17 protein-coding genes are annotated in these 19,438 nt (G+C 38.9%); 9 read left to right on the forward strand and 8 right to left on the reverse strand.

Annotation, left to right across the window (positions count from 1 at the left end):
* The first annotated feature begins 77 nt into the window (after window positions 1–77).
* Window positions 78–2,648 carry a diguanylate cyclase domain-containing protein gene (locus PALI_RS03650; RefSeq protein WP_193154944.1) on the forward strand — a complete coding sequence of 857 codons (2,571 nt, stop codon included), beginning with the start codon at window positions 78–80 and terminating at the stop codon, window positions 2,646–2,648.
* Window positions 2,649–2,888: 240 nt separating this feature from the next.
* Here PALI_RS03650 and PALI_RS03655 read toward each other — a convergent pair whose 3' ends face one another.
* The 7 genes from PALI_RS03655 to PALI_RS03685 all read right to left on the reverse strand — a co-directional run bounded on the left by PALI_RS03655 (window position 2,889) and on the right by PALI_RS03685 (window position 12,018).
* A complete protein-coding gene (locus tag PALI_RS03655) occupies window positions 2,889–3,344 on the reverse strand; it encodes a hypothetical protein (protein WP_193154945.1) in 456 nt (151 codons plus the stop codon).
* Window positions 3,345–3,527: 183 nt separating this feature from the next.
* Window positions 3,528–6,647: an efflux RND transporter permease subunit gene (locus PALI_RS03660; RefSeq protein WP_193154946.1), complete on the reverse strand. Its 3,120-nt coding sequence runs from the start codon at window positions 6,645–6,647 to the stop codon at window positions 3,528–3,530.
* A gap of 8 nt (window positions 6,648–6,655) precedes the next feature.
* Complete coding sequence (locus PALI_RS03665; protein ID WP_193154947.1) at window positions 6,656–8,200, reverse strand: efflux RND transporter periplasmic adaptor subunit; 1,545 nt, start codon at window positions 8,198–8,200, stop codon at window positions 6,656–6,658.
* The gene (locus tag PALI_RS03670) at window positions 8,190–9,566 is read right to left on the reverse strand and encodes a TolC family protein (protein ID WP_193154948.1); all 1,377 of its coding nucleotides are present in this window, start codon (window positions 9,564–9,566) and stop codon (window positions 8,190–8,192) included. Before PALI_RS03670 ends, PALI_RS03665 begins: the two co-directional genes overlap by 11 nt.
* A gap of 112 nt (window positions 9,567–9,678) precedes the next feature.
* Window positions 9,679–9,978 carry a hypothetical protein gene (locus PALI_RS03675; protein ID WP_193154949.1) on the reverse strand — a complete coding sequence of 100 codons (300 nt, stop codon included), beginning with the start codon at window positions 9,976–9,978 and terminating at the stop codon, window positions 9,679–9,681.
* Window positions 9,979–10,135: 157 nt separating this feature from the next.
* Window positions 10,136–10,750 (reverse strand): paraquat-inducible protein A, encoded by a 615-nt coding sequence (locus PALI_RS03680; RefSeq protein ID WP_193154950.1) that lies wholly within the window; start codon window positions 10,748–10,750, stop codon window positions 10,136–10,138.
* Between the two features lie 2 nt (window positions 10,751–10,752).
* Window positions 10,753–12,018, reverse strand: a complete 1,266-nt coding sequence (locus tag PALI_RS03685) for an EAL and HDOD domain-containing protein (protein WP_193154951.1) — start codon at window positions 12,016–12,018, stop codon at window positions 10,753–10,755.
* A 426-nt stretch (window positions 12,019–12,444) separates the two neighbouring features.
* Here PALI_RS03685 and PALI_RS03690 point away from each other — a divergent pair, with 426 nt between their 5' ends.
* Window positions 12,445–13,011: a PhnA domain-containing protein gene (locus PALI_RS03690; RefSeq protein ID WP_182702387.1), complete on the forward strand. Its 567-nt coding sequence runs from the start codon at window positions 12,445–12,447 to the stop codon at window positions 13,009–13,011.
* Between the two features lie 55 nt (window positions 13,012–13,066).
* Here the strand turns inward: PALI_RS03690 and PALI_RS03695 are convergent, their stop codons facing one another.
* Window positions 13,067–13,906 (reverse strand): 23S rRNA (adenine(2030)-N(6))-methyltransferase RlmJ, encoded by an 840-nt coding sequence (locus PALI_RS03695; protein WP_193154952.1) that lies wholly within the window; start codon window positions 13,904–13,906, stop codon window positions 13,067–13,069.
* Window positions 13,907–14,124: 218 nt separating this feature from the next.
* Here PALI_RS03695 and zapB point away from each other — a divergent pair, with 218 nt between their 5' ends.
* From zapB to PALI_RS03730, 7 genes are all read left to right on the forward strand, one after another.
* Window positions 14,125–14,355 (forward strand): cell division protein ZapB, encoded by a 231-nt coding sequence (zapB, locus tag PALI_RS03700; RefSeq protein ID WP_077536812.1) that lies wholly within the window; start codon window positions 14,125–14,127, stop codon window positions 14,353–14,355.
* Window positions 14,355–14,660: a cell division protein ZapA gene (locus tag PALI_RS03705; RefSeq protein WP_077536811.1), complete on the forward strand. Its 306-nt coding sequence runs from the start codon at window positions 14,355–14,357 to the stop codon at window positions 14,658–14,660. The genes zapB and PALI_RS03705 overlap by 1 nt, the downstream gene beginning before the upstream one ends.
* Window positions 14,661–14,726: 66 nt before the next feature.
* Complete coding sequence (locus PALI_RS03710; protein ID WP_193154953.1) at window positions 14,727–15,749, forward strand: MBL fold metallo-hydrolase; 1,023 nt, start codon at window positions 14,727–14,729, stop codon at window positions 15,747–15,749.
* Window positions 15,750–15,804: 55 nt separating this feature from the next.
* Complete coding sequence (locus tag PALI_RS03715; protein WP_193154954.1) at window positions 15,805–17,265, forward strand: transglycosylase SLT domain-containing protein; 1,461 nt, start codon at window positions 15,805–15,807, stop codon at window positions 17,263–17,265.
* A gap of 65 nt (window positions 17,266–17,330) precedes the next feature.
* Window positions 17,331–17,819 (forward strand): FKBP-type peptidyl-prolyl cis-trans isomerase, encoded by a 489-nt coding sequence (locus PALI_RS03720; protein ID WP_193154955.1) that lies wholly within the window; start codon window positions 17,331–17,333, stop codon window positions 17,817–17,819.
* Between the two features lie 20 nt (window positions 17,820–17,839).
* Window positions 17,840–18,568, forward strand: a complete 729-nt coding sequence (locus tag PALI_RS03725) for an SDR family NAD(P)-dependent oxidoreductase (RefSeq protein WP_193154956.1) — start codon at window positions 17,840–17,842, stop codon at window positions 18,566–18,568.
* Window positions 18,565–19,404 carry an amidohydrolase family protein gene (locus PALI_RS03730; RefSeq protein ID WP_193154957.1) on the forward strand — a complete coding sequence of 280 codons (840 nt, stop codon included), beginning with the start codon at window positions 18,565–18,567 and terminating at the stop codon, window positions 19,402–19,404. The genes PALI_RS03725 and PALI_RS03730 overlap by 4 nt, the downstream gene beginning before the upstream one ends.
* Window positions 19,405–19,438: the final 34 nt, after the last annotated feature.

Genomic DNA, 19,438 nt, shown 5'->3' on the forward strand with positions numbered 1-19,438 from the left:
ATATCAACTTGACGGTGAACGCTAAAAATGAAAGTATAAGGCTAATAACTATACAATAAAAATAGCCGGTTACATCATTGGAAGATAAACGCTCAGCGCATTGTAAATTAGCGTATCAAAATAAACGTCTTAAAACGCTATTAGAAAAATACAAGCAATCGCATCATTTACAAAATGCTCTTATCCAATTATCAGAGCAAGCAAGCACTGTTGCCGAGCTAACCTTACTCTACCCCGCCATTCACGATATTTTGCAAAAGTACGTTCCCAGTAAAAGTTTTTATGTCGTGTTGTTAGATCAACACAGCCAATCGTTAGAGCTTTCTTATTTTTCAGATGAAAAAGACGCAATTGCCGTTGCCCTTAATCAACCTAATTGTTTTGATAAAGGGGTAACTGGATACGTATTTAAGCAAGGTAAAACAACTCACTTTACCAAACAGCAAATGCAAGAGGCAGCGGATCAAGGTCTATTTAAAGCAATGGGAACGCCTGCAGAACATTGGGTAGGAGTACCTGTTTACCAAGAAAGAAATATTATTGGTGTGTTAGCAGCGCAAAGCTACGATACGCAGCAAACATATAGTTCACAACAAATACAGCTACTTGAGGTTATGTCGCTTTATTTAGCTACGGCTATAGAGCGTGTAAAAAAACGTGAGCTTCTTGAGTCTGAAGTTAAAATAAGAACTCGTGCACTAACGCATAGTAACGACGCGCTCAACATTGAAATTGAGCAACGTAAACATGCCCTGCAACGCCAGCAAATTTTATTTAAGATATCAGAACTGGCGACTCAAGCTAAAAATATTAATGATGCTTACTTCAAAATACACGAAATAATAAAAACAATTACCTACGCTGAAAATTTATATATTGCGCTTTATGATAAAGAATCCGGTTGGATAAACTTTCCCTACTGTGTCGATGAATTTAAAGAAAACACATTACCAAGACGCTTTTCGAAAGGTTACAGCGAACTGGTAATTAGTACTGAAGAAACTCAACTTATACACCCTTGTCGAGCTAAAGAGTTATTAGAAAGTGGTACGGTACAACGTAGCCAGTCGGTACAAAAAGAACAAAAAGCCACCAGTTGGTTAGGATCTCCACTTAAAACATCACAAGGTGTAATTGGCCTTATTGTTTGTCAGGCTTACAATAACAAACATATTTTTAGCCAAGATGATTGTGAACTAATAACCTTTGTCTCTCACCAAATTGCAGCGGTATTGCAAACAAAGCTCGCTAATCAAGCTCTTAAGAAAAGCTACCATGAATTAGAGTCTAGAGTAAACGAAAAAACCAAGGAGTTACGCCAAACAAACTTACACTTACAAATGCAAATAGATGAGCGAAAGAAAATAGAGCAACAACTTTATCATGATGCGCATCATGACTCGCTTACCAGTCTACCTAATCGCAGCTTGTTTTTAACTCAACTCGAAAAAACATTACAGCACTATCAACGTTTCCCTGAACACCATTTTGCCGTGTTGTTCATTGATTTAGATAAATTTAAAGATATAAACGACCAGCTAGGACATCAAGCAGGTGATCAATTTTTAATAAATGTTGGTGAGTTATTTTCGCAATGTATACGTGACCACGATTTATTAGCGCGCTTAGGTGGAGATGAGTTTGTTATTTTGCTAACCCATCTAACCGAGCCACAGCAGGCAGAAGATGTTGCTAATCGTATTATCGATTTAATGAAAATGCCATTTAGCTTAAAAGACACCTCTTTAAAAAGTGGTGCGAGTATTGGTATAACTTACTCGAGACTCGATTATAAACATACCGACGAAATTATCCGTGATGCTGATGCTGCTATGTACTACGCCAAAAATTCTGGGAAAAACCGATACGAGTTATTCCATCCTTTATTAACCCAGTCTGTGCCAGAGCAAGAACAGCAAACTCTTCATCATCTTGACGCATTACCTATGAGCTTTAGAAGCTCTGAAATAATTACTTTAAATGAACAGCATCAATCAGAATCATTATTTGAAGCATTTGGGGAGCACCCAATACTTGGTTGTACTAGTTTTGATATTTTAAAAAAGTTTGCAGTCGATCAAGAGCAGCACGTACAAGTGGAGTTGCAGCTACTACAACGCGCCTTCACTAAAGCCGTAAATGCGAATATAAAAATGGCATTAGTACCATGCTCAAGTCTATTGCTAGGATTGCATGAATTTACTTTATTTACCGAAGTGCTTAGTAAGCAACAAGGTCAAAGCCAACTCTGCTTACTATTTGATGAACAAGAAATTCGCCAAGCATGTGCAATACAGCTCGAAAACCTTAAGAAGCTTTCGCTACTTGGTTACTCAATTGGGCTGAATAACTTTGCCAAAGATAGGTGTGAGCTTAATTTATTGACTGATGTTAACTTTGATTATCTATTACTAAGCTCAACGTTTAGTAAGCGCGTATTACAACAACAAAGTTACGATTTCCAACTTCAAGGAGTACTAGCAATTACTCAACTAAAAAAAATGAAAGTAATTGCTAAAGGTCCGTCCATACTGAATTTCAGAGCACTATTAGACAAACATGGATTAAATTTTTTTGTTGGAAAGCAGCATTCCCTTGCTAATAAAAAACAACTTTTAGACCCAAATTTAGAATCAATAAAAAACTAAACCCTTGCATCACACAAAGTGTTCATAGTTACATAATTTATACAATTGCATTAAATTTGTAAGCTATTATAGCGATAAGAAAATAGCTCAATAACAAGGCTAAAATTATGGTATGTAGTTGTTCTCGGCAATTGCTCCCTGCATTGCTCTGCATCCATGCAGTCGACTATAAATAATTTTTAACGTAGTTAGTGAGTTATTTAATACGCTTGAATGCTCATTTTTTTAATAAAATTGGCATTACATGTCCATATGACGGTTAGTGCTTTGCATCATTTGCTTTATGCCTTGCTTTTCAAGCTCTAATATTTGCTGGAGTTTTTCTTGGCCGTTATCTGTTTTAGCGCGTTCAAGTAAGTATTCGTACAACTCAATCACTTTTTGATGCTGTTGTGCTAAGTAGCCTTGAATAACTTTTTCATCAAATTGCTGATCTTTACTAATATCTTGAAATGTAATTAATTCAGGGTTTTTAGCAAAGTATTCGTAACTATAAGTATCGAGCGTATTTATTTCGGTTATCGCCTTAAACCCGACTAAATCTTCAGCTAGTTTTTTTTCGTAATTTAAGTAATAGTCCACCAGCATCGCGTTATGTTCATCGAGTATACCTTTGACACTATGAAAATTTGCCGCCATTTGTGTATGAAACAAAACGGTCCAATCGTATACCCCTTTAATTGTTTTAACTTGCATGTGCATTCCTTACTTGTTGACTGTATAAGTAATACTCTGCGTATAACGTGCCAACTAAAAAGACCTATAAAACAATCACTTGAATTTCAAGGTGGTAATATATAACTATTTTATAGAACAACTTACAAATTATAAGTAACTTTTATAGAGCAATATGTAAGTGTATTGCTCTATATATTTAATTTATTGAAGACCTTTTTTACGCCATAAAAAATACACCGCAGGAATAACAAGTAAGGTGAGTACAATTGCACTGCCCATACCGCCAACCATAGGCGCTGCTATTCGGCTCATTACTTCGCTTCCGGTGCCCGTGCCATAAAGCACAGGCAGCAAGCCAATAATAATTGTCGCAACTGTCATCATTACAGGGCGAACTCGAAGCCCTGCTCCTTCAATAATAGCTTGCTGTAATTGCACTAAACTAAGCGGTTTTTCGGCTTGCTCTGCTTCGAGGCACTTTTCTTGATAGGCTTGGTTTAAATACACCAACATAATGACCCCAATTTCTACCGCTACCCCAGCTAAGGCAATAAAGCCTACACCTACTGCAACTGAAAAGTTAAAGCCCTCTAAATACATTAGCCATACGCCACCAATCATTGCCAGTGGCAACGTAGCCATAATAATAGTGACCTCAGCAAAGCTTCTAAAATTAAGGTAAAGCAATACAATAATAATCGCTAATGTAAGTGGTAATACATAAGTCAGTTTTTCTTTAGCGCGCTGCATGTATTCATACTGCCCAGCCCACGTAATTGAGTAGCCAGCAGGTAGTATTAGGTCTTTATCGAGCACTTGCTGAGCGTGCTCAACGTAAGTACCAATATCAACGCCATCTATATCAATAAAACTCCAACCGTTTAAACGTGCATTTTCGCTTTTTATACCAGGCGGTCCATCTTCAATAAATACATCGGCTACATCACCAAGTGCTATACGCTGCCCTGTAGACGTTACAATAGGTAACAACATTAACTCTTCTGGCGAGTCTCTGTATGCCTGCGGATAACGTAAATTAACAGGGTAACGCTCTTGCCCTTCTACCGTTTGTGTTACGTTTGTACCACCTATTGCAGTCGATATAACTTGCTGTACGTCGCTAATGTTTAAGCTATAACGCGCGGCTTTTTCACGATTTATATCTACTTTTATGTAACGTCCACCGGCTACGCGCTCTGAGTAAACCGATGCGGTGCCTTGCACATCTTTTAAAAGCACTTCTATTTGTTGACCAATTTTTTGAATTTCGCTCAACTTTGGTCCCGCAACTTTAATTCCCACAGGCGTTTTAATACCCGTTGCAAGCATATCGATACGTGTTTTAATCGGCATAACCCACGCATTAGTCAGCCCCGGAAATTTAACTAAACCGTCGAGTTCTTTTTTAAGTTTTTCAAGCGTCATACCCTCGCGCCACTCATCTTTGGGCTTTAGCTGAATAAACGTCTCTATCATTGTAAGCGGCGCAGGATCTGTTGCGGTTTCTGCTCGCCCAACTTTACCAAATACCGTTTTAACCTCGGGTACTGTGGCTATTAACTTGTCGGTTTGCTGTAGTATTTCGCGTGCTTTACCTACCGATAAACCAGGATACGTTGTGGGCATATACATTAAATCGCCCTCATCGAGTGGCGGAATAAATTCACTGCCTATTTTATTTACCGGGTAAAAGCCAATAGCAGAAACAACCACCGCGAGTACCAATGTCATTTTTGGAAATTTAAGCACCCAGTTAAGGAGTGGACGATACCCTGCAACAAGTAATCGGTTAACTGGATTTTTTTGCTCCGAAATGACTTTACCTCTAATAAAGTAACCCATTAATACCGGCACCAAGGTAATCGCAAGCCCAGCAGAAGCCGCCATCGCATAGGTTTTAGTGTAAGCGAGTGGCGCAAACATACGCCCTTCTTGCGCTTCTAAAATAAATACCGGCATAAAGCTGACAGTAATAATTAATAAACTAAAAAATAATGCAGGGCCCACTTCACTCGCCGATTTAGCCACAACTTCCCAGCGATTTTCGTTGGTAAGGGGCGTTTTTTCCATATGTTTATGCATATTTTCAATCATGACGATAGCACCGTCAGTCATTGCGCCTATCGCTATTGCAATTCCTCCTAAAGACATAATATTGGCGTTAATCCCCTGCCAATACATAATTATAAATGCCGTTAAAATCCCAAGCGGTAACGTAATAATCGCCACCAGCGATGAGCGCACATGAAACAAAAACACCACACACACTAAGGCAACTACAATAAGCTCTTCAATTAGCTTACTTGTTAAATTATCTACCGCGTTATTTATTAAGTTGGAGCGATCGTACACTGGGACTATTTCAACGCCCTCTGGTAATCCCTTTTTAAGCGATTCTAATTTTGCTTTTACGAGCTCAATGGTTTTTTGTGCATTTTCGCCATAGCGCATAATAACAATGCCGCCGGTTACCTCGCCTTCGCCATTAAGCTCTGCAATACCACGGCGCATTTGCGGTCCGACTCTAATATCGGCTACATCGCGTAATTGCAGCGCAGTACCGTTGGCGTTTACACCAAGCGGAATAGCTTCCAAGTCGGCAACACTCTTAATGTAGCCTGTGCTTGTTACCATGTATTCAGCTTCAGCCATTTCAACTACCGAGGCGCCCATCTCTTGGTTGCCTTGCTGGATAGCAGTTTGAATAAGGCTAAGCGGGATACCATATGCACGTAATTTATCAGGCTCTACATTGACTTGGTATTGCTTAACCATGCCACCAACAGCAGCCACTTCAGAGACACCGGGCACAGTTTGTAGCTCAAACTTTAAAAACCAATCTTGTAAGCTTCGTAGCTGACTAATATCGTGTTTATTTGTTTTATCAACGAGTGCGTATAAATAAATCCAACCGACCCCTGTCGCATCAGGACCAAGCTCTGGCGTAGCGCTATCGGGTAATCTACTTGCTACTTGGCTTAGGTATTCTTGTACTCGGCTACGCGCCCAATACAAATCAGTTTTTTCGTCAAAAATAACGTAAACGTACGAGTCACCAAAAAACGAAAAACCCCTTACGGTTTGCGCACCCGGCACAGAAAGCATTGCTGTGGTGAGCGGAAATGTGACTTGGTCTTGCACTACTTGCGGCGCTTGCCCCGGGTAAGTGGTTTTTATAATGACCTGAACATCAGATAAGTCAGGCAAGGCATCCACGGGCGTATTTTTTAGTGCAAACAATCCTCCACCCAGTAAAATTAATGTAAGCAACAACACAAAAAAGCGATTGCCAACAGACCAGCGAATAATAGCAGTTATCATAATGGCTCCTAGTGAGAACTGTGTTGCATAGGTTGCATAGTAAAATGATCAATCGGCTCTGCGTTTTGCGCTTTAGTAATTACAAATTCATTATTAATAATGCTAAAAGTAAAATTAATATACTGGGCATTTTCAAACTTGGTAATGTCAATATCAGGCGCTAATACAAAGTCCATTGTGCCGGGTTCTCGATTCCATTTTTTAATGGCTTCTCGGCTAATATTAATAATACGGTTTTGTGTATCTATGGCGTTAATAGTGCCGTTAACCGTGGCGCTTTGTGGCTGCATATCCGTATTCGGGCCTGAACTCATACCTGAGTTGATACCAGAACTAGCCATTTCCATTTTTTTAAAGTCAGAGCTTTTACTCGATTCAGAGTCTATTAAAAATTGTGCTGATGCCACTACCGTGTCACCTGTCGTTACACCAGACAAAATGACTGCTTCATTACTATTAATTTGCCCAACTTCGACTTCTACCGATTTAAAACGACCCTCGCCTAATGCAATAACCACACGGTTTTGATGCTGCGTGCGAATTACCGCTTCTTTAGGGACTGTAAATTGCGCCTTACTCGCTTTAGCGTGAATGCTCACTTGCGCGAACATGTTTGGCTTTAACCGATGATCTACATTATTAAATCTAAGCCTGACACGCAGCGTCCGATTTTTAGCATCAAGCGCGGGGTAAATGTAATCAACCTTACCCAGCCACTTTTGACCTTTTAAGTAATCAAGCGTCATCGTTACAGGTAAGCCCACGCTAACCAGATCTGATTGGCGCTCGAACACTTGTGCCTCTACCCAGATTTCATCAAGCTGAGCAATGCTCATCATTGATGTGCCGGGTTTTACGTAAAATCCTTCTCGCACATTTAGCTCATCTACCACACCACTTTGCTTTGCGTAAAAAGTAATATTTTGCATTATCTTTTTATTTTTTTGCAAACGCCCAATAAATCCAGCAGACACGTTTAACGACTCTAAACGCGCCTTTGCAGCGCGAATTAACACGCTATTATTACGATTAACCGCCAGTAAAAACTCTTCCTGTGCGTTCACTAACTGTGGTGAGTACAAAGTATATAAAGGCTCACCGGCTTTAACTTGTGCACCTTGCGCTTTAACGTATAAGCTTTCAATCCAGCCTTCTACGCGCGGATGAATATGAATAAGTTGATCTTGGTTATATTGCACGTAACCCACTGTATTTATATCGCTGTGAAGTGTTTTAAGCTCTACTTTGGCGGTTCTTACACCCAAGTTATTAATGACTGCAGGCGAAATAGTTACAGCACCAGGTCCATCCTGAGCGTTGCTATCGTTTTCATACACAGGGACTAAATCCATTCCCATTGGCGACAGCCCTGGCGTGTCACGCCTGTAATTACTATCCATAGGGGCTACCCAATATAAGGGTTGTTTGTTAGCATTTTGCTGTTCATTCATTGCCGAGTTGCTAGGTAAAAATTGCATTACCAAGCCGCCTATTAACCCAAAGGCGCCTGCGCCAACTAAGGCGGCAACAAGTAACTTTAAATTAGTATTCATTGTGCAATTCTCCAGTTTGTTCTGCCATTACTTGGGTGTCTAAGCTACTTGCATAATAATTAAGGCGGGCGGTAATAATATGTTGATCTACTTGAATATTAAGTGCGTCAATTTTGGCGTTAAGTTCACTAATGCGCGCGCGCATCACGTCAGAAAAATCCCCGTCGTCGCGCGTATAAGCATTAAGTGTTGCTTGAGATTGCTCTGACATTTGCGGTAATAACGTATTTTGATAAAGCGCATCGCGTTTTTGCAAACGAGCGAGTTGGCTAAACGCCTTAAAGTACATGCCCTTGAGTTTTTGAAGTGCCACTAACTTTTGTGTTTTAGAGGCCTCAGCACTAGCAATAGCCGATTTAACCTGTTGATCTTGTCTGTTATCAGTAAACAATGGCAAATCAATACTAAACCCTACCGAGAGTAAATCAGCTCGCGACTCCCCCATCGGGGTATCATCTCGATAACCATAACCTACATTAACACCCATTTGAGGTTTGTAGCTTTGCTTAGCGAGCGCAACTTCGGTTTGCTTTGCTGTGACCGTTTTCTCTAGCGCAATAATTGCGGGATGCGCCATGAGTAACTGTATTAGTTCATCAAATTCAAGGCTCGAAAAATCAACCAGCCCTGTGGTTTTAGTAAACTCGGCATTTAAAGGCTGCATAAGCATATTAATAGGTAACCACTGTGCTAAACGGTTTTTAGCACTTTCAAATTGCTGCTCAAGCATAACCAGCTTATCTTCAAGACGGGTGAGCTCTAATTGCGCACGAATAATATCTTGCTGACGTGTTTTACCTAAGGTACTTGCGTAGCTTGCTTCGGTAATGTCAATAAGTTGAGTAAATAGCCCTTTATCTTGCTCAATTAAAGCAATACTACGCTGAGCACGATACGCGTTTAACCACGACTCAATCACAATTGCTTTTACTTGTGCTAAGCGATCGGCGCGCTGCCAAGGGTACTGCTGCGCAGACTGTGCTAATGCTTTTTGTTTAAGCGCTAAGCTATCTCCTCGACTAAACTTTTGGCTTAAATCAATTTTAAGCTGCGTCATCCCTTCTTGATCAAACGCATAACCGTTAGTAGGTAAGTTGAGTAAGCCAACCGTTAAAACAGGATCGGGTAAGGTGCCTGCGACAATGCTTTGCGCTATTACTGCATCTTCTTGGTAGCTATTCGCTTTTAGCCATGGCTCATGCGTTAGCGCATAATTAAGCGCTTGCGTTAAGCTAAGCGTTTGCTCATTACTGACTTGCTTTAGCATATCTGTATTTAGGTTATTTGAATTGTTTTGCGCATTAACAGCGGTGCTAAATAACATAACACTACATAATACGACTTTAATACTTACAGCGTGGTTCATCACCTGCTCCATCTAAAAATAAAAGAAAATCTTAAATTAGGAAGCAAAAAAGGTGTTTAAGGGTTACCAATAAACGGGGTTACCGCAATTTTTACATACACCTATCCTGCTATTAAGCAGATATAGGAGGGCGATAGAGTGAACGAGGTATATTAATTTGTGTAGTAAATACACGTACATTTACTTTTTCAGATTCAAGTAAAGTAACGCTAAATAAAGTATCAACATTAAGCATTGAATTAGCTGCGCAGCCACTCATAGGGCATTTACAATCATTTTTTGGCGTACTTTCGTCGTCGCAACAATCCATCTGTATCATATTTTCAGACATGCTAGCGACAGCTGTTGCATCACTACTTTGTGTCATTGGCATTTGGGCATGCATTGCTGTTTTAGTTAGCATATGTGGCATTTCGCATACCATAGCTACAGACGCAACTGCCTGACCCACAAAAGTGAGTAGCAAAGTTATCATGAGTAAACTAGAGTAAAAACGTTGCAACATTATGCCCTTTAATAAATTTCAAAACGATTGTAAGGTAACCAAACGGCAACCACAAACACTTTAATTATGTAGATTGCGGTTTATCGGGTGTTTTGATCAAGTTACTGGCGATAATTGCAAATATACAATATGCGCTAAAATACCAAAACCCTTCACCAAATTGTGCATTCATAACAAGTAGCTCACCACTTTTACCATGAGCGTTACCTGCTAAGTAAGTCACTATTAATGCAATAACAAATACATCAACCATGCTCCACTTACTTAATGCACAAATAACCAGACCGAGCTTTTGCTTAAATCCATTCAAAGGTAGGCAACAATAGAGCAATTGTAATAATAGCTTCAAACTTGGAATAACAATAGAAAACAACCCCACTAAAGCGGCTACAAATAGATTATTGTTATTAGCAAGCTCTTTAACTGTGCCTAAAATACTTTGTGTTTTGTTATAGGCGCTAATCTCGCCTTCTAACTTATCAAGCCCTAACATGTTCGAAAACATCATTAGCATACTACGAGTACGGCCATCGCCCTCTTCAGCCAGCATTTCAATACCCGCTTGCGCTAGCTTTGATTTATCTATACTACCTTCTATTGTTAATATCGGCTTTGTAATTCCTGGCAACAATAAACCTATCGCAATTATAATACTTAAAACAGACAACCAATTACGCATACTTAATCAACCATAACCTCTATCACATCGTCACTATAAAGCATCGACTCTAAAATAAAGTTATAAAGTTCCTCAATCGAAAGTTGCGAATTGATCTGTTGAAGTGTTGAATCAACCAATGACCAATCTTGTCCTTCTATCGCTTTAACCAGCATTAAACAATCACCCAAAGCGCCTGCACCTACTAATAACGCAGCACTAATGCTTTCATCGAGTGTAAACTCTTCCACTATTACCTTTAGCTCTATATCCAAAATAGCATCAAGCATCGAAAACAAGCCTACCAAGTAAGCTTTTTCAGCTAGCTCTTTATCACTTTCACTTAAAATTAGCTCCATAAGCCTTGCTCGTACAAGTGCAAATTTAGTTAATTCAGTCGGTTTATCAATACCCAAATCACTCAAAGCCAACACTCGAACGAATTGACGAATAACATCTTCGCCTAAGTAAACTACAGCTTGTGAGATAGAAGTAATGACCAAACTAGCATTACCTGAACGTGCATTGGCCAACTTTAATATGCGCGTGGTGATCCCTATATCTTTAGCCACACGTTGGTGTATTTCTTCAAAGCACAAAGACGCTTTTGAAACCGATTTCAATAAGTCAAATACACTTGCTTTAGATGGATCGACACCACTATAGGAAATCATCTCAGGTTGAGAAAAAAAGAACCCTTGAAAATAATCGCATCCAGCCGCTTTTAATAATAAAAATTGCTGGTGCGTTTCTATACGTTCAACAATAATCTTACAGTGTGGATAATTACGTTTAAGCTTTTTGACCCATATAGTCGTTTTTATAATGGGTTCATCTGCTTCTATTTTAATATAACTAACAAGCGCTAATAGTGGCTCCCACTTAGCATCACCATCATAATCATCGAGCGCAAAAATATATCCGTCCTTTTTAAGTGCACGCACACGATTAGCAACCGCCGCAATATTTACTGCACGTTCGACTATTTCAATAACGGTGGTGTCTGGATTTAATAATTTTGGAAAATCATCAAGCAATGCATCCGTAGATAAGTTTATAAACGCCAGTTGATTGGCGGTAAGTTTCTCAGGCCCCACCAACATAAGTGTATTAAAAAATAAACGACTGGTGGCGTGCTGATCACTTGTACCTACTGGAAAAGCGTTATTTGGCGAGTTTCTATATAGCAGCTCATATGCAAATAGTTCTTTTTCAATATTAAATATGGGCTGCCTAGCAACATATTGCGTTATAGAAGGAGTTGAATTAGGTGTATTAGACACTTTCAATAGGTTTAGCCTGTAAGTTCATATTTGCAAATAACACTCAATATAGTCACTTTAATACAGATGACATATTAAAAGTATAGTAAAAATATCTTAATCCCTGTGACAATTTCTCAATTAAGAGGTTTTACTTAATACCAATTGCATTAAATTAGTGATCTATTATGGCGATAAGAAAATAGCGCAATAACAAGGCTAAAATTATGATACATAGTTGTTCTATGTATCATAATTTTTAACGTAGTTAGTGAGTTATTTAATACGCTAGAATGATCATGTTTTTAATAAAATTGGTATAATTACGCAGACCTATATTAAAAACTCGCTTGTTGCACACTATAACCATACAAAATGAAGGGGTATATAACACAAAGCGACTCTGCTGGGGTATAATAAATAAAAATGTTAACTCACTGAAAAAGAGCCTCCATGAGTATTGAAAAAGCCTTAATTGAACGCAGTAATAGCCAATGTGAATTGTGTGCAGCAACTGATCATCTAGCTGTTTACGAAGTCCCTCCTGTAACAGACACCCACTCAGATAAATGCATTTACACATGCCAAACATGTAAAGATCAAATCGAAAGCAATAGCGAATTAACACCAACACATTGGCATTGCTTAAACGACAGTATGTGGAGCCAAACGCCAGCAGTACAAGTTGTCGCTTATAGAATGCTTTCGCGCTTAGCACCAGACAATGGCTGGGCGCAAGACGCACTAGACATGATTTACCTTGAAGAAGACACGCTTACTTGGGCTAAAAAAGCACTTGCAGAAGATGACGATGTTAAACATGTTGATAGCAATGGTGTGGTACTTCAAGCGGGTGATACTGTGACACTTATTAAAGATTTAGATGTTAAAGGTAGCAGCCTTACCGCCAAACGCGGAACCGCTGTACGTAATATTGGTTTGACAAGTAACCCTGAGCATATTGAAGGCCGTGTTGACGGCCAGCGTATTGTTATTTTAACTAAATTCGTTAAAAAATAAGACAAAAAAAAGCGCTGTAAATACAGCGCTTTTTATAAGCTAAAGTGATAAAAACCTACTCATCAACGAGCTGTTCGCTACGATAAAAACCACTTGGTTTACTCAATAAACTCATTAACTCTGGTAACACTTCATCCATAGTGTGTTTTAACTTCCAAGGCGGATTAATGACTATCATGCCAGATGCCGTCATGCCATGCACATCAGTATCTTCTTCAGTGCCTAGTTCAAACAATTGAATGTTTTGCATGCCGGAATCTATTAACCCTTGTTCCATATTATTAATGCGCTCTCTATCTACTACTGGGTACCAAATCATATAAGTGCCGGTAGAAAAACGTTGATATGCTTTAATTAAAGTCGCTACAACTGTTTCATAATCATCTTTAATTTCGTAAGGAGGGTCAATCAATACACACGCTCGACGAGATGCTGGTGGTAGTAATCCCACTAATCCTGCAAAACCATTTTCACCACGCACACGAATCGATCGCTTACCTTGCATGTTTTCTTCTAGTAACAATAGATCTCGCGGATGAAGTTCAAAAAACCAGCCTTTATCTTGGCGACGTAAAAAATGTTCAGCTATTTTTGGCGAACCTGGGTAGAACTCCAGTGCATCCGTTTCGTTAAATGATTTAATTAACTCAATGTAATCATTCAATGCTGCGTGCTTACTTGTATGTTGCCATAGCTTTTGAATACCATCTTGATATTCTTGTGTTTTTTGTGCATCAGCTGCAGCTAATTCAAAAAAACCAGCACCCGAATGCGTGTCTATATAATCAAGCGGCTTATCTTTAAGCGTTTGATAGCCTAGCACCTGTGCTAATACTAAATGTTTGAGTACATCAGCAGGATTACCAGCATGAAATGAGTGTCTGTAACTAAGCATTGTTTATTTTCGCCATACGCTATTTAATAAAAAACAGTGAACCATAAGCTCTATACTTTGGCAACTGAGAGTGAACCATTTCTGAATGAAAAAGCACATACGCTGAATTATCCCTTAACGAAGAAGAAAAATCAGCTAAAACCGCCGTAAATGCTGGCAAATCAACACACTTTGCTTTACATTTGCATGACATTAATTACAGTTATATGAGCGCCTTTATGAATAACAATACTCTTCAACAACTCGAACAACTGATCGATTCCTTAATTGATCGTAACAATCAATTACAAACAGATGTTTCTAACTTAAAAGATCAAAATAGTAAACTCATTGACGAGAATGAACTATTACAGTTGGAAGCTCTTGAAAACGAAGAAAAACAAAAAGATGCGAGCACTACGTTATCGGGTCTTCTAGATAAGTTACAAAGCGCACAACAGGCTAACTAATGTCTGAGCTGCAAAACCAGCGGGTCACTGTTGAGTTGCTAGGTAAAGAGCAGCAATTTGCTTGTCCCGAAGGACAAGAAGATGCATTAATAGCAGCAGCTAAAAATCTAAATGACTTAGTTGATAAAATGAAAAAACGCTCAACAGTCAGAAGCGATCAAAAAGCCTTACTTATGGCTGCGCTTAACTTAAGCCATGAATTGCTAGAAGCAAATACACAGGCTACAGTTGAGCAGCAACAACAAGACCAACTTATTGATAAATTGAGTCAATATTTGGCAAGTGACCCTAAACATCAAAAATAAAAAGCGCACACTGCGCTTTTTGTTTATTATAAGAGCAATTAAAATAATATAGCGTTGAGAGATTAAATGAAGTTAATTAATTCCAATAGAATCACTTCATGTAAGCACTTACTACTAGCATATATTTTGCTCTTTTTAGCCCCTCTATCCCATGCAGCAGTTAGTTGGGAGACAATTAATGCCAACATTCAATTTTTAAAACAAGAAGATAAACTGCGCTTTTACGACTCAAATCAAGTGTTAATTGAGGGCAAAAAATGTGCGCTACTTGTAGATGCGAGCGGAAATTTTGCTGGTGTAGAACGATTAGTTAATGATTTAAAAAAACGCCTCAAAACCCCTTTATGTTATTTAGTTGCTACGCATTACCATGATGATCACTTACTTGGCATGGCAGTAATGCAGCACTTTTATCCTGACGCAAAACTAATTGTTCATCAACGAGTCAATGATAACTTTAGTGTGTATCAAAAAGCATTTACTAATCAGCTTGATAATTATGAAAAAAGTATAGAACTCAGCTACCAACGCTTAGCCAATATTGCTAAAGAAGATCAACCACAGTGGCGAGAGAAATTAGAGTTAGCAAAAAAGCGACTATTTCGCTGGCGAGAATATCAACTTAATGCCCCTCAAATTGCTATCAATAAGAGCAAAACGCTCGATTTAGGCGGTTTTGAGCTAACGCTTAATGCGCATGCAGCACATACCAATGGCGATTTAACCATTAGTACTAACGGTGGCAGTGTTTTAATTGGAGGTGATGCTGTAGATTGGCTCCCTTATCCAGGTCACGGTGAACTCAAAAGCTGGCAAGCACTTCTTAAGCAATATATAAACGATTCAAAGCTCAGCTTAATTATTCCAGGCCACGGTGGTACGCTTAATAGAGCTCAGCTTAAACAGCCTTTATTATTTTTAACAGCCATTACTGAGCATGTAAAAAACAATAAAGGCCAGACTGTAGAAAAGCTGGTGCTGTCGTTCCCTGAATCAGTTATGAAACCTTATACAGAAGAGACACTTAACAAAAAATCGAGTGATTTATTTTTACAAGCTGGGCTAATCCGCGCTAAAAACACTAAATAACTCAACACAACGGATTGTGTTAAAATGATAAAAGGAATGTATAAAAGTGATCACTATGCGCAGCTTGGTTTTATTTTGTTTAAGTCTATTTTTATTTGGTTGCGGGAGTACAGAGCCTGAGCTACAAGATGCTCCAAAAATACTTACCCACCATGAGGCAGATAACCAATCTGAAAATGAATTACAAAAAAAACAAAGCAGTTCTAAACTAGCACCATCGCCACTTAAACAAACTGATATTAAAAAGCGTCAAACTCAAGTAACTGACTTATGGGTACATGTTGCAAATAACCTGCATTTCAAAATTCATAAAAACGTTGCGTTAAATAAGCGCATTAACTGGTATTTAAAACAGCCAAATTATTTACGCACAGTAAATAAGCGCGCCGCTCCCTATTTTTATCACATTGTGAAAAAGGTTGAAAAAAAAGGCTTACCCATGGAGCTCGCGTTACTGCCATTTGTTGAAAGCGGCTTTAGACCCACAATCGTATCATCGCAACAAGCGGTAGGCATATGGCAGCTAGTAGCCGCAACGGCACATCACTTTGGTGTAAAGTCAGATCAATGGTATGACGGTCGTCAAGATGTACTCGCCTCAACTGATGCGGCACTTGATTATTTGAGCTACTTACACAAACGTTTTGATGGTAATTGGTTACATGCCCTTGCTGCTTATAATACTGGCGAAGGTCGCGTAAAACGTGCAATTGAAAAAAACAAAAAAAGAGGAAAAAGCACCGATTATTGGTCGTTAAACTTACCCAAGGAAACAGCCGATTACGTACCTAAACTACTTGCATTGAGCTACCTGGTCAAACACCCGAAAAAACCACTCAAGCGTCCAAAATTAGCTTACAAACCATTGACTACACAAATGGATGTCGGTCAACAATTTGATTTTTCGGTGATCGCTAAACTTTCAGGTGTAGGTTCAAAACAATTACATGCGCTCAATCAAGGCTATTTAAAAAATCAAAGCTCACCCAATGGCCCGCACACTTTACTTCTCCCTATCAGACAAGAAGCACTTTTAAAAAGCCAATTTTTTAGGGCTAATTTTGCAGGTGAATACATAGTAATAAAAAACGATACACTTTATAGCATTGCAAGGCGTCTCGACATGTCAGTCATCGCCTTAAAACAGCTTAATAATAAACAAACAAACTTAATTAGTGTTGGTGAAAAGCTCTTAGTTGGGCAACCAAAAACGCTTCCAAAATCCCTTACGGTTGACTATAAAATAAGTCCCTACCTTGAACATAAAGAATTGGTTATTCCCACTATAGAAGTAAACTATGAGGTAAAACAAGGTGATAATCTATGGGAAATCAGCCAGCTGTATGATGTAGCTCATAGTGATTTAGCTAAATGGAATAAACTCTCTGCATCGAGTGTATTAAAACCTGGTACGCAACTCGTGATGTTTATACCCCAAGCAAAAAAACCTAAAGCAATACCAATAAAAAAGAATTTACTATTAGATCTACAAAAAACACTAAATCAACCACGTTAAGTTTATAAACAACTCTATTTCGCGTAAAATCACCTCCTAACATAGTAAAATTTAAAGAGACAAGCATGCAAATTAGTAAAAATTCAGCGGTTGAATTTCATTACACCCTTAGCGAAGCGGGTGAGCAAGTTGAAACGAGTACAAACGACGCACCGCTTACTTATATTCATGGCAGCGAAGGCATGCTTCCTGGTTTAGAAAAAGCCCTTGAAGGAAAAGCCGCTGGCGAAAAATTTAGCGTAACATTAGAGCCAAGTGAATCTTATGGCGAACGTGTTGACGACTTAATTCAACGCATTCCCCTAAAGCACTTACAAGGTGATGTTAAAGTATGGAAACCAGGCATGACCGCTATGGTTACCTCTAATCAAGGTCGCCATCAGGTAACGATTGTTAAAGTAGGCCGTTTTAACGCAGACTGTGATTTAAACCACCCATTTGCTGGTAAAACACTAACATTTGCTGTTGAGGTTGTTTCTGTTCGCGAAGCAACAAATGAAGAACTTTCTCATGGCCATGTTCATGCTGAAGGCGGTTGTGGTCACTCGCACTAATAAGCACTAAAGGAGCAAGTATGTCTAAAGTTGCGATTGTCACTGGCGGTACAAAAGGTATTGGCTTAGCCGTAGTAAAGCGTTTATTACACAACGGCTATCAGGTTCACAACCTTGATATAGAGCCTAGCGACAGCGGTGAATTTCATCTATGCGATGTTAGTGATGTCGCTGCCGTACGCCACTGTATAATGTCCATATGTAAACAAACACAACGTGTTGACGTACTTGTTTCCAACGCAGGAAAACACTTAAGCGCTAATATTGAAAGCACCGATGAGCAAACCCTCGATGCGCTTTTTGCACTTAATGTGAAAGGTGCTTACGCTGCCGTACAGAGTGTACTACCTAATATGAAAGTCCAAAATAGTGGTTCTATTATATTAATTGCTTCTGATCAGGCAATTATAGGTAAGCAAAACTCGTTTGCGTATAACTTAACTAAACATGCCCTTGCTTCAATGGCAAAAACAACAGCGCTTGATTACGCCAGCTTTAATATTCGTGTAAATGCGGTATGTCCTGGCACAATAGAGACCCCACTATTTCACAATGCAATAGATGCGTACTGCGCGCAAAGTGGCGCTAACAAAGCTGAAATAGTTGCCGAAGAAGCCAGCCTTCAACCGCTAAATCGATTAGGTCAAGCTGACGAAGTTGCGGCACTTGTCAGTTTTTTAGCAAGTGACGATGCCAGCTTTATTACTGGCAGCCTACAAAGCATTGATGGTGGCTATACAGCCCAATGAGTACAAAAATAATTGACCCACATGTACACTTTTTTAATTTAAGTGAGGGCCAATACTCATGGTTACAAGGTGCTTCCCCACCAGCATGGCCAAATTTAGACAAAATAAAACAGCCTGTTAGCGAAGAAGATTTAATTCAAAGCACCGATTTTAAACTTGCAGGTCTTGTACATATTGAAGCGGGGTTTGATAATAATGCGCCAATAAATGAGTTACATTGGCTAACCACGCACTTAAAAAAAACACCTTTTAAAGCAATTAGTTTTGCGCAAATTGATCAAGAAACTGATTATTTCTCTGCTGCACTAAAAAATATTCAACATACTCATTTAGCTGGGATTAGGGATATAACCGAAGGCAATGATGCAACTCGCTTACTCAATAAAAATTGCTTTGATAATCTAGAGTACCTAAGTCATTTAAAATTACATTTTGAAGCGCAGTTTGAGCTTGAAAATATACCGGTGACAGAAAAAATTGCTCACTACGCTAAACAGCTCCCACAATTACAGATTGTCATTAACCATGCGGGATTACCTAACAATACTGCGCTTTGGCAACAAGCGATTAAACAACTAGCCAAGCACTGTAATATTTTTATAAAGTTTTCAGGCTTTGAGCTTTTAGCATTAAATAATCACCAACAAATTGAATGCTTTAACACAATTTTAAAACAGTTTGGCGAGCAGCGCATTATGTTTGCTAGTAACTTCCCCGTTTGCCAAATCAACATTAGCTACAACAACTTATGGCACTCTTATTCAGGTTTATGCCATAGTGAAGGCACTTGGCACCAATTAAGCTACAAAAACGCTAAACTTCTCTACCAAGTATAAATAAAAACCGCTATATTTACTCAACAGTATAAAA

Origin of the sequence: Pseudoalteromonas aliena SW19, from assembly GCF_014905615.1 — a bacterium.
Taxonomy (GTDB): domain Bacteria; phylum Pseudomonadota; class Gammaproteobacteria; order Enterobacterales; family Alteromonadaceae; genus Pseudoalteromonas; species Pseudoalteromonas aliena.